The 12,365-nt window shown below is 36.6% G+C and carries 9 protein-coding genes; all 9 read left to right on the forward strand.

Going from position 1 to position 12,365, the window contains the following annotated elements; translation table 11 throughout:
- The first annotated feature begins 55 nt into the window (after nt 1-55).
- Nucleotides 56-745 (forward strand): FadR/GntR family transcriptional regulator, encoded by a 690-nt coding sequence (locus ACXYMZ_RS14590; RefSeq protein ID WP_458949141.1) that lies wholly within the window; start codon nt 56-58, stop codon nt 743-745.
- A gap of 303 nt (nt 746-1,048) precedes the next feature.
- Complete coding sequence (locus ACXYMZ_RS14595; RefSeq protein ID WP_458949142.1) at nt 1,049-2,251, forward strand: pyridoxal phosphate-dependent aminotransferase; 1,203 nt, start codon at nt 1,049-1,051, stop codon at nt 2,249-2,251.
- Between the two features lie 40 nt (nt 2,252-2,291).
- Nucleotides 2,292-3,959 carry a thiamine pyrophosphate-dependent enzyme gene (locus ACXYMZ_RS14600; protein WP_458949143.1) on the forward strand — a complete coding sequence of 556 codons (1,668 nt, stop codon included), beginning with the start codon at nt 2,292-2,294 and terminating at the stop codon, nt 3,957-3,959.
- Nucleotides 3,960-4,001: 42 nt separating this feature from the next.
- On the forward strand, nt 4,002-5,429 hold the full coding sequence (locus ACXYMZ_RS14605) for an NAD-dependent succinate-semialdehyde dehydrogenase (protein ID WP_458949144.1): 1,428 nt from the start codon (nt 4,002-4,004) through the stop codon (nt 5,427-5,429).
- An 83-nt stretch (nt 5,430-5,512) separates the two neighbouring features.
- Nucleotides 5,513-7,204 carry a dihydroxy-acid dehydratase gene (locus tag ACXYMZ_RS14610; protein WP_458949145.1) on the forward strand — a complete coding sequence of 564 codons (1,692 nt, stop codon included), beginning with the start codon at nt 5,513-5,515 and terminating at the stop codon, nt 7,202-7,204.
- A gap of 30 nt (nt 7,205-7,234) precedes the next feature.
- Nucleotides 7,235-8,020 carry an aspartate dehydrogenase domain-containing protein gene (locus ACXYMZ_RS14615; protein ID WP_458949146.1) on the forward strand — a complete coding sequence of 262 codons (786 nt, stop codon included), beginning with the start codon at nt 7,235-7,237 and terminating at the stop codon, nt 8,018-8,020.
- Between the two features lie 182 nt (nt 8,021-8,202).
- Entirely contained in the window at nt 8,203-9,369 is a 1,167-nt protein-coding gene (locus tag ACXYMZ_RS14620) for an NAD(P)/FAD-dependent oxidoreductase (RefSeq protein WP_458949147.1), read from the forward strand.
- 401 nt (nt 9,370-9,770) lie between these two features.
- Nucleotides 9,771-11,213, forward strand: a complete 1,443-nt coding sequence (gene nhaC, locus ACXYMZ_RS14625) for a Na+/H+ antiporter NhaC (RefSeq protein ID WP_458949148.1) — start codon at nt 9,771-9,773, stop codon at nt 11,211-11,213.
- A 121-nt stretch (nt 11,214-11,334) separates the two neighbouring features.
- A complete protein-coding gene (locus ACXYMZ_RS14630) occupies nt 11,335-12,354 on the forward strand; it encodes a TRAP transporter substrate-binding protein (protein ID WP_458949149.1) in 1,020 nt (339 codons plus the stop codon).
- Nucleotides 12,355-12,365 lie beyond the last annotated feature (11 nt).

A 12,365-nucleotide genomic window follows, 5' to 3' on the forward strand; every position in this document is an offset into this window, starting at 1 on the left:
GTATAAATTTAATTAAATAATATTGAAACGTATTGAATAAAAAGGAGATAGTAAAATGAATAGTTTTAAATTAGACACTTTAAATAGAGCAACTTTGTCTCAACAAGTATTAGATCAAATTATTTTACTTATTGTTAGTGGGAAGCTTAAACCTGGAGATAAACTCCCCTCTGAAATAGATTTAATTGAACAGTTTGAAGTGAGTAGACCTGTACTGAGAGAAGCATTTAGCTCCTTAGAGACGCTTGGAATTATCAAACGTAGACCTAGGGGAGGTACTTTTATAAATGACAAGATTGGCAGTGCCCCGTTTCAAGCTATGATAGCAATTTCGGTTAATAATTTACCTGCTCTAATTGAAGCTAGAATGACTTTGGAGTTGGGACTAATTTCATTAGCTGCTGAAAAAATTACAGATGAAGAACTTGACCAATTAGAAGAAACAATTATTGGTATTAAAGAGGACACAGATAATAACTATGGGGCATTAGACAAGAAGTTTCATAGAATTATTGCATACAGTGCTAACAATCCGATTATTGAAGGGATGATAGATCCCTTATTATATGCACATGAGAAAACAGATAGCTTAATTAAATACCGTGAACCAGTGAAAACAGTGAACCATCATACTGCGATTTATGAAGCATTAAAGAATAGAAACCCTATAGAAGCTTTTGAACAGATGCATCAGCACTTGCTTTATGTAAGGGACAAAATACTCCAAGATTATAATGATAAATAACTTCCAATAAACTCAAACACAGATGAAACATTTCTATATTTAGGTTATTAATTAAACCTAAATAAGAAGGTTTCATCTTTTTTTGCATATTCTTGTCTGAAAAAACATACCTTCTCTCAAGTTAATAAACTTCCTCTAACTTGAAAAGTTATTTCATTTCGCTTGAAAGACCAATAAACAGATTATTTGTATTCTTTTAAAATAAAAGTATTGACTTATAATTTATTTGTCTTACAATAATAAATAAGTAATATTGAAAATATATTAGTATATTAAAATAAATCGAAAGAAGGGAAAGGGACTATGACTATTAGTAAGGCTGCTACAAGACTTGAAAATGTCGTGTTGGGTCAGATTAGGGTAGTTGCTGAAAAAGCAAAGGAGTTAGAAAATGCTGGTCAGGACGTTATTCATTTAGAAATTGGTGAACCAGATTTTACTACTCCACAACATATTGTAGAAGCTGCCCAGGAAGCACTTGCTGCAGGGGAAGTACATTATGCGCCAAACAGAGGTATTCCTCAATTGAGAAATACAATTGCTGAGAAGCTCAAAACTGAAAATGGAATTCAAGTAAATCCGAATACAGATATTATTGTCACACAAGGTGCTGCAGAAGCTTTATCAATTGCTATTCTTGCTCATAGTAATCCAGGTGATGAGATTTTAATAATTGAACCTTCCTTTGCATCCTATGAAAACTTGGTTCATCTAGCAGGTGCAACTCCTGTAAGTGTACCGACAACTGAAGAAAATAATTGGGTAGTCGATCCTGAAGATGTTTTGAAAGCGATTACTCCAAAAACGACAATGATTATTATCAACTCGCCATGTAATCCAACTGGTGCAGTTTATCCAAAAGAAGTCTTAGAAAAAATTGCTGATTACGCGATGGAGCATGACCTTCTAGTCGTTTCAGATGAAATTTACGAAAAAGTTACTTATGAAGAAGACATGCATTTTTCAATTGGCTCTATTAAAGGAATGGAAGATCGAACGATTACAATAAATGGTTTTTCAAAGGCCTATGCGATGACTGGTTGGAGATTAGGATATGTAGCAGCAAATAAAGACTTAATTACAAATATGTTGAAAGTTCACCAATATAGTGTGACATGTGTTCCGACATTTACACAATTTGGTGGAGATGCTGCTTTAGTACAAAAGGAAAAAAGTGAAGCAAGTATTCGAGAAATGATGAAAGCGTATAAAGCACGTCGGGATATTGTTTATGAAGGGCTGAAAAGTATCGAGGGAGTTACGGTTACTTTATCAGAAGGAGCATTTTATGCGTTTCCGAATATTAGTAAATTCAACTTATCATCAGCAGAATTTGCTGAGAAATTATTAACGGAAACTGGTGTAGCGACAGTACCAGGTACAGTGTTTTCTAAGTATGGTGAAGGATTTATTCGAATATCATTTGCAAACTCAGAAGAAAACCTGAAAGAAGCAATGAAACGAATGAAACAGTTTGTAGGTAATTTACAAGCGAAAGTTAAATAAAAAATAACAGAATAAATATAAGACTAAGGGTGGAAATAAAATGACAAAACATGGTGGACAAAGTATTGTACAAGTATTAAAAGCAGAAGGAGTAAAAAAAGTATTCGGAGTACCGGGCGAAAGCTTTTTAAATGTGCTTGATGGTATTTATGAAGAACCAAGTATTGAATTCATCTCTGGACGCCAAGAGGGTGGCGTATCCTTTATGGCTGATGGTTATGCAAAAGCAACAGGAGAAGTTGGAGTATGTATGGCGACAAGAGGTCCAGGAGCAACGAACTTATCTGCTGGATTACATACAGCACAACAAGATTCTACGCCAGTAGTTGCATTATTAGGACAGGTAGAACGTCATTTCAAGGATAGAGAAGCGTTTCAAGAAGTGAATTTCGCTTCGTACTTTAAAGAACTATGTAAGTGGTCGGTAGAAATTGATGATGCAAGTCGTATTCCTGAGATTTTACACCGCGCATTCCACGTGGCACGCTCTGGCCGTCCTGGTCCAGTAGTTGTTTCTTTACCAGAAGATATGCAGGATGACCTTGTAGAAGATATTCAACATGAGTTTTACAATACAATCCGTGTTGGTAAGCCACGTCCAGAGAAAGAACTTGTGAAGCTAGCTGCTGAAGAACTTAGCAAAGCAAAAAAACCAATTATCATCGCAGGTGGCGGGGTTATTTTATCAAAAGCAACGGAGAATTTAATTAAGTTATCTGAAGCAATCCATGTTCCTGTAGCTACAGCATTTAGACGTTTCCATGCATTCCCGAACACGCATCCAAACTATGCAGGGACTTTAGGGCTTGGAGCAATGGAAGAGCTTGCTAACTATATTAAAGATAGTGATTTAGTAGTTGCGCTTGGGACAAAATTCTCCCAGATGACAACGGATGATTACACACTAATCAACCAGAAAAGTAAACTAATTCACGTAGATATCTCTCCAGATGCAATTGGTAAGGTATACAAGCCTACATTACCAATCGTAGCCGATACCAATGAGTTCTTAAAAGAACTACTCGAGGAAATTACTCCTGGGGCAAGTGATGAAAGAAAAGAAAATCTAGAAGGTATTAATAAGAAATATGTTGAATTTTCAACACCAGTATTAACAAATCAAGAAAATTATGCGGATTTAAAGACAGTAATTCATACGCTGCGTAATGAACTTCCGGAAGACGCAATCATTTCTAGTGATGCTGGAAACTTCTTCTCTTGGGTTTCTCGTTACTATAGATTTGGACCGAAAAACATCTATCTTGGACCAACTTCAGGAGCAATGGGACCTGGATTGCCAGCAGCAATTGGAGCAAAAGTAGCTTTCCCTGACAGAACAGTAGTATCTATCTCAGGTGATGGTGGATTTATGATGACGGTGCAAGAATTTGAAACAGCTGTTAGATATGGTGCTAATGTGATTCATATTATTGCTAATAACAATATGTATGGAACAATTCGTGCACACCAAGAAAAACGTTTCCCTGATCGCGTAATTGCAACGAAACTATCCAACCCGAACTATGCAGAACTAGCAAAGAACTTTAACGGTTATGGAGAGAGAGTTCAGAGAAATGAAGACTTTGCAGGTGCACTTGAGAGAGCTATCGCATCAAATAAACCAGCAATTATCGAAATTGTAACAAACCCAGATATTTTATCAGCAAAAGTAGAAGAAGATCTTCGATTAAATAATAAATTAAAATAAATTGTTAGTATATTAACTTGTAAAACTAGAAAGGAGATCGAAATGCTCTATATAAATGGTGAATGGATAACAACGGATGAGACATTCGAAGTAAAGAACCCAGCAACAGGTGAAGTTATAGAAAGTGTTTCTAAAAGTGAAGACGACCAAACAGAGTCGGCGATTGCCGCAGCCAAAGAAGCGATGTCTACTTGGTCAAAGAAAACGGCAAAAGAACGCTACGATTACTTGAAGCGTGCAGCAGAAATTCTCCGTTCAAGAACAGACAAGATTGCAAAAGTAATTACGACTGAGATGGGAAAGCCTGTGCATGAAGCAAAGGCAGAAATCACATTAGCAATAGATTATTTAGACTGGTATGCGGAAGAAGGAAGACGAATTTATGGTGAAACGATTCCAGCGTCTTCGGAAAGTAAGCGATTGATGGTCATTCGTCAACCAGTAGGTGTAGTGGGTGCCATTACACCTTGGAACTTCCCGATTGCAATGATTACAAGAAAGATTGCGCCTGCTATTGCTGCAGGTTGTACGATTGTCTTAAAACCAGCTTCAGCAACACCATTAACTGCTATCGAAGTATTTAAAGCATTTCATGAAGCAGGATTACCTAAAGGGGTTGTGAACTTATTACATGGTTCAGCTAGTAAGATTGTAAAAGTATTGATGGACTCTCCTGATGTAAGAAAAATTACATTTACTGGTTCAACAGAGGTTGGTAAACAACTTGTGCGACAATCAGCCGATACGATGAAAAAAGTCTCCATGGAATTAGGAGGACATGCACCATTTATTGTATTCAATGATGCTGATATAGAGCACGCTGCAACAGCTGCAATTGCAAGTAAATTTAGAAATGCAGGACAAACCTGCGTATGTACAAACCGGATCTATGTGCATGAAGATGTTGTGGATGAGTTTTCAGAGAAACTTTCACAGAAAATTAGTGAACTTAAGGTTGGTAACGGATTAGAAGAAGGTATAACGATTGGACCGCTAATTGACCAAGATGCAGTTGCAAAAGCAGAAAGTCATGTAAAAGATGCTGTAGCAAAGGGAGCAGAAGTTTCAGTAGGTGGAAATAAGCTTACTGAAGGAGAGTTTGCAAATGGAAACTTCTTCGAGCCAACTCTTTTGAAAAACGCAGACCATAGTATGATTATTTCTCATGAAGAAACATTTGGCCCTGTTGTTCCAGTGTTTAAGTTCAGCTCAGAGGAAGAAGCAATTTCTCGAGCGAACAGTAGCCAGTACGGATTAGCTTCTTATATTTTCACAAGAGATATAAGTAGAATGTATAGAGTAAGTGAAGCACTAGAGTATGGAATTGTTGGCATCAATGATCCACTTCCGACTGTTGCACAAGCTCCATTTGGTGGAGTGAAAGAATCTGGTGTTGGTAGAGAAGGTGGAAGACAAGGTATTGAAGACTTCCTTGAGTATAAATACCTCTCTATTCAATTAGAAAATTAACAATCAAAACTTATTAATTATTCAACATGGTTTCATGCTTCCACTAGATGAAACCATGCCAGCATAAAAGGGAAGTGAATGCTTTGGGGAAAAAATCAAATACATCATATGGAGATGCTGAGTTTAGCGAATTTCTTAAAATGGCATTTCGTAGACACCTTGGACATGATGAGGAAGATTACAAGAAGCCAGTTATCGGGATTGCCAACACCTTTAGTGAGGTAAATCGTTGCCATTCACATGTACAACCAATGGTAGAAGCGATTAAGCAGGGTGTTATCATGGCGGGAGGTACTGCTCTGGAATTCCCAATCATGTCAGTAGGCGAGATGTTCACTAGTCCGACTACCATGTTATATAGAAATTTAGTTGCGATGGATACTGAAGAAATGATCAATGCTCAACCAATTGATGGAGTTGTGTTGATTGGTGGCTGTGATAAAATGGCACCCGCACTTCTTATGGGAGCAGCTAGTGCTGATAAACCAGCGATTTTATTTACTGGTGGACCAATGAATAATGGTGAGTATAAAGGTAGAACCTTAGGTGCGTGTTCTGACTGTAGACATTTTTGGCAAGAATTCAAAGCTGGAACTGTTGACGAGGAAGAGATCCAAGAAATTAATAGAGAACTTGCTCCAACTGCAGGTCACTGTATGGTAATGGGTTCTGCAAGCACAATTGCTTCATGTTCAGAAGCATTAGGAATGATGCTACCTGAAGGGGCTGCTGCTCCAGCTACAGTGAATAAACGAATGCACCTTGCAAGAGAAACAGGTCGTCAAATTGTGAAGCTAGTGGAAAATGATGTAAAACCATCAGATATCATGACAAAAAATGCGTTCGAGAATGCAATTAGAGTGTTAATGGCAATCGGTGGTTCTACAAATGCGGTCATTCACTTAATTGCAATGGCAAAAAGATTAAGCATCGACCTCGACTTAGAGTTATTCGAGAAAATAAGCGAGGAAACACCATTTATTGCAAACATGCGACCAGCTGGAAAGTATCAAATGCAAGATTTATACCATGCAGGAGGTATTCCTGTCGTACTTAAGGAATTAGAATCTCAACTACACTTAAATGAATTAACTGTGACTGAAAAAACGATGCGAGAAAACTTAGCTTCTGTTTCAATTGAAGAAGTTTATCGTGATATTGTAAAACCATTTAATGATCCATTGCATAAAGACGGAGGAATTGCCGTTTTACGAGGTAATCTCTCACCAAGTGGGGCAATCATTAAACCTAAAGCAGTAATAGATAAAAAGCTATTGAAACATAAAGGTAGAGCAGTAGTTTTCACATCTATTGAAGACATGGAAAAGAGAATCAACAGTCCTGATTTGGATGTGAAGGAAGATGATGTGCTTGTCCTTCAAAATGCAGGGCCAGTTGGAGCCCCTGGTATGCCAGAGGCTGGTATGATTCCAATCCCTCAGAAATTACTTAAAAAAGGCGTAAGAGATATGGTGCGTTTATCGGATTGTCGAATGAGTGGAACAGCATTTGGAACAGTAGTTTTACATGTAGCACCAGAAGCTGCAGTTGGTGGCCCGATTGGACTTATCAGAGATGGCGACTCGATAGAATTAGATGTAGAGAAACGAATACTTAACATTGATGTCTCTGATGAAGAGCTAGAAAGTCGAAGAAAAGACTGGAAGGAACCATCATTTAATGATAGAGGGTATTACTGGATGTACCGTAAACACGTACTTCAAGCAGATCAAGGCTGTGATTTTGATTTCATGCTACCAAACTTTAATAAGTAACTGTAAAAAATGTTAGAAGGAGTGTGCAAGGTGGCTAAATATAAATTAGCATTAATTGGCGCGGGTTACTTAAGTGAAATAATTGCCAACGCTGTGAATAACGGACCCCTGTCAGATTATGAACTTGTTGGCGTTTTAGGAAGAACACCTGAAAAAGTAGAAGCTTTTGCTGAGAAGCATAATTGTAAAGCTTTTACTGATATTCATGAATTAATGGCATTAGAACCTGATTATACAGCAGAAGCCTCAACACCAGAAGGGTTAACGCAATATGCTGAAACAGTTTTGAATGGAAAATCTCATTTAGTTGTCCTATCTATCGGAGCATTTTCAGATACCTCTTTCTATGAAAAAGTAGAAAGAACTGCTAAAGAAAACGATAAGAAAGTTTACATTGCTAGTGGTGCAGTTGGTGGTTTTGATGCGATGCAGACAGCCGCGCTTATGAGTCCAATTAAGGCGAAAATGACTTCTAAAAAAATGCCTAAAGCATTACGTAATACGAGAGATTTTGATGAGAGTCTCCTAGATATCACGGAGCCGAAAGAAGTTTTCTCAGGCACAACGAAGAGTATCATGGACTTTATGCCTAATGGATTGAACTTAGCAATCGCAACTGCCTTAGCAAGTGCTGGCATTGAAAAGACAGAAATGAGTGTAATTGCTACTCCTGACTTTGTAGGGGATGAATATAAGATCGAAGTTGAGGGCGAAGAAGTTTGGATCGAACTCGACATTTATTCTAGAACCTCAGCAATTGCTGGTTGGAGTGTAGTTAGAACCCTTAAGAATGCAGCATCAACAATCGTATTATAAGCAACACAGCGAAAATACCTAAGTTTATTTGCTAATTGAACATGAATTAACTAATAAGCAGTTAAGAGATAAAGTATCAGTGAATTATCTCTTGGATTACAATTCTATCTTTTATCTCCATTTATTGAGCTAGAGAGTTATATCAAATATCACAATAATTGAAATAGCAAGGGGGCTAAGGAATGAATAAAAAATACGATTTAATTATTGTTGGTGGTGGTATTATGGCATCTAGTTTAGCCTATAATCTTTTAAACGATGGTTATAAAGGGGATATCGCTATTATTGAAAAAGATAGACAATACGAATTCTCTTCAACACCTAGGAGTGAAGGAGGGATTCGGCAGACTTTTAGTACTGAGGTAAATATTAGAATGAGTCAGTACAGTTTCCAAGTATACAAAAGATTTGAAGATGAGATGGCTCTAGATGGTGAGCCAGCTCACATTGATTTTAAGCAATATGGCTACTTTTATCTAGCTAATGAAAAAACATTACCAATCTATAAAAGCATTATGAAATTACAAGAAAAACTATCAGTAAATGTTCAAATTTTAAATAACGAAGAAATATTGGATATTATTCCAGAACTAAATGTAGATGATCTAGCAGGTGGGGTTTTTGATTATGATGCTGGAAATATTGATCCGTATTCTGTGTTGCAATTGTATTCAAAAAATGCCAGAAAACTAGGCGCAACATTCATTTATGAAGAAGTTGAGAGTTTTTTAAGTGAAAGAAGTAAAGTTACGGGAGTCAAATTAACATCAGGTGAAGTTTATAACGCTTCAATTGTTGTAAATGCAGCTGGAGCTTGGTCAGGGGAGCTTAGTAAAACAATTGGTATTGATATACCAGTGAAGCCTTTAAAGAGACAGTTGTTCAGCATAGATACTACTGTACCTTTCAAAAATGAGTTACCTTTAACTTTTGATCCGACAGGTGTTCACTTCCGTAGTGAAGGGCCGAGTATAGTAGTTGGATTCGGAAATGATGTACCCTATGGTTTTGATTTTAAATTAAGAAGGTCCTTTTTTGAAGAAGAACTTTGGCCGATATTAGCCTCAAGAGCTAAGAATTTTGAGCAATTAAAAATGGAAAAGGGGTGGGCTGGTTTGTATGACTATAACTATAAAGATCAGAACGCCATAATAAGTGGTCATTCAAATATGGAAGGATATTATATGATAACTGGATTTAGTGGGCATGGTTTTCAGCATGCTCCGGCTGCTGGAAAAGGACTTTCGGAATTAATTCGGTTAGGTCGTTTTGAAACGATAGATATGAGTGTTTTATCTGCGGAACGATTTGCTAAAAATGAATTAGTATTGGAAACCGTAGTCTTGTAATAGGTTAGAATAATAGTTTCGTTTAATTCATAAACACCTAACTTAACGTACAGCTACATTGTGAAAATTAATCTAAAGTTAGTATTTCTCTATAGTGTTAGAATCAGTCTTATAAAAAACTCATTATGGGATATTAGTTACTCATAAAGTACTCTGATAAATTTGGTGAAATACTAGGATTTATAAAGCGCCAATTACTTCCAAGTACTGGTTTCGTGGTATAGAAAAATTACATGTAGTATTTAATGAAATGGAATGTTAGCGCTGTCATTAATCTAATTATTCTTTATATCAACTTTGTCTGATATAAAGAATATACCTTTTCGAGAATTAAAAAGATATGTTTTATGTTTGATTGCTTTCCCAACAAATATGAAAAAGTATTGAATGGAGGTATTAATTTGTCAAGAACTAACGTCCGTTTACCGAAAATTGGTGAAATCCTTTTTGTATTAGTGATATTTCTATTTATAATGACATCCTCAGTCATCTGGTTCGATTTGCCATTTCAAATTTCATTATTTATTGTTTGGTTTGTATTTATCCTATTTGGTATGTATCTAGGTTACGGCTATGGTGAGTTACAATCTTCAATTTCTTTGGGGATTTATAAAGGACTTGAAGCATTATTTATTACTATTACAGTTGGAGCATTAATTGGGACGTGGATTGCTGGTGGAATTGTGCCTTCAATTATTTATTATGGACTATCCGTAATCCACCCAAATATATTTCTTTTGGCTACTTTAATAATCTGTTCAATAACTTCGCTTGTAACTGGAACATCCTTCGGAACAGTCGGAACAGCAGGGATCGCTATGATGGGAATTGGTGCAAGTTTTGGTTACCCATTACCACTAGTGGCAGGAGCAGTTATATCCGGGGCATATTTTGGTGATAAGCTATCTCCCGTATCTGATACTACAATTTTAACTGCATCATTAAGTGAAGTTAATATTATGTCTCATATACGATCAATGTTACATGTGAGTATTCCAAGTTATATTATCACTGCAGTATTATTTACGATAGTGGGCTTTTTTTATACAGACGGGACATTTGATACGACAGCTATCCAAAGTAATATGAATGCACTAAATGATCATTTTAATATTGCTTGGTACATGCTCATTCCATTAATTATTGTGTTAATTCTATTAGCTATGAATAAGCCTGCTGTACCAACCATAGCTTTTGGTGCTTTGCTAGGTGTAATATGGGCTTCGTTATTTCAAGGATTTGATGTTTTATCAGCTCTCAGAACAGCATATTTTGGTCCCGGAATGGAATCAGGAAATCAGTTCATTGACCTGTTACTAAATAGGGGTGGAATTGAATCTATGCTGGCGGTTGTAATCTTTATCATGCTAGCACTTGGTTTTGGTGGGCTTATGGAAAAAACAGGAATAATTACAGTTATAGGTAACTTAATTTCTCGTTGGGTGCAGAATAGTACTGGAAGATTAACTGTATCAACAATTGTAAGTGCGTTTTTTGGGAATTTCTTTGGAAGTGCAGGATATGTATCGTTAATAACTGGAAGTAAGATGACTGTAGCTAACTATGACAGATTAAAAATACAACGTAGAGTACTCTCACGTAATACTGAAGCAGGGGGCACATTAACAGCCGCGATGGTACCATGGAACGAAAACGCAATATATATGTCAGCTGTATTAGGTGTATCAGCTCTCTCTTACTTGCCGTTCTTATGGTTAGCTTTCATAAGTATAGCTATAGCTATTATATATGGTTACACCGGATTATTCATGTGGAAAGATGAGGATGATGGAAAGACAGAAGAAATAACAGAAATTGAAGAACATCAAGTAGGAATGAAATAAAGCAAGCTTTTAAATGTTACTTAGAGTTTGCTTATTTTTATAAGAAATTAAAAAGGAGGCTTGAAACTTTAATTATCGGAATATTATTAAGTATTAAACTAATGATATAGGGGGATAAAAAATGAACAAAAAATTACTTACATTACTTTCAGTACTATTTTTATTTGTTGTTGTATTAGCAGCTTGTGGGGATGACAAAGATAATGCATCAGGTGATGGCGATGGTGATGGTGAATCGGTAGAAACAGTTACGCTTCGATTAGCTGATATTCAGCCAGAAGGTTTTCCTACGGTACAGGGTGCAGAAGAGTTTGCAAGATTAGTAGAGGAAAAAACTGAAGGAAGATACAAAATTGATGTATTTCCAGGTGGTCAGTTAGGTGATGAGAAAAGTACAATTGAGGAACTTCAATTAGGATCACTAGATTTTGCTAGAGTTAATGGCGTGCCTTTAACAGAGTTTAACGACAAAATCGGTGTTTTAAACCTACCATATCTCTTTGCATCACAAGAAGAGAAGTGGGATGTATGGACAGGTGAAGTTGGGGAGGAAATCCTCGCATCATTTGGTGATAATAATATGATGGGGCTAGCATTTTACGACAACGGAGAACGCTTCTTCTATACGAGTGACACGCCAATTACGAGTCTAGAAGATATGCAAGGGCAAAAGATTCGTGTTCAAGAATCAGAATTAGCAATCGATATTGTTGAAGCTCTAGGTGCTTCTGCAACACCGATGGCATATGGAGAAGTTTATTCAGCGATCCAAACTGGAGTAATTGATGGAGCTGAAAATAACTTCCCAAGTTTCTTTACTTCAGGACATTTTGAAGTTGCCAATAACGCAACTTTACCAGGTTACCAATCTGTTCCAGAAGTGCTCGTTGCATCTCAAGATTTATGGGATAGCTTAAGTGAAGACGATCAAAAGTTATTTAAAGAAGCTGCAATGGAGTCTATCGAAGTACAACGAGCGGCGTGGGATGAATTAGTTATTGAATCACAAGAAGAGATTGAAGCGAATGGAAATGAAATTCATGAAATAAGCGATATCGAACCATGGAGAGAAGCGGTTCAGTCTGTTTATGAAAAACATGGTGAGCAATATCAAGAGTTACTAGATAAAATTTTAGAATAATAAATTACTAG

The organism is Oceanobacillus sp. CAU 1775, assembly GCF_054482815.1.

Coding starts and splice junctions, on each gene's coding strand:
- ACXYMZ_RS14605 (WP_458949144.1), top strand. CDS start 4,002: ATGCTCTATATAAATGGTGAATGGATAACAACGGATGAGACATTCGAA.
- ACXYMZ_RS14630 (WP_458949149.1), top strand. CDS start 11,335: ATGAACAAAAAATTACTTACATTACTTTCAGTACTATTTTTATTTGTT.
- ACXYMZ_RS14595 (WP_458949142.1), top strand. CDS start 1,049: ATGACTATTAGTAAGGCTGCTACAAGACTTGAAAATGTCGTGTTGGGT.
- ACXYMZ_RS14590 (WP_458949141.1), top strand. CDS start 56: ATGAATAGTTTTAAATTAGACACTTTAAATAGAGCAACTTTGTCTCAA.
- ACXYMZ_RS14620 (WP_458949147.1), top strand. CDS start 8,203: ATGAATAAAAAATACGATTTAATTATTGTTGGTGGTGGTATTATGGCA.
- ACXYMZ_RS14600 (WP_458949143.1), top strand. CDS start 2,292: ATGACAAAACATGGTGGACAAAGTATTGTACAAGTATTAAAAGCAGAA.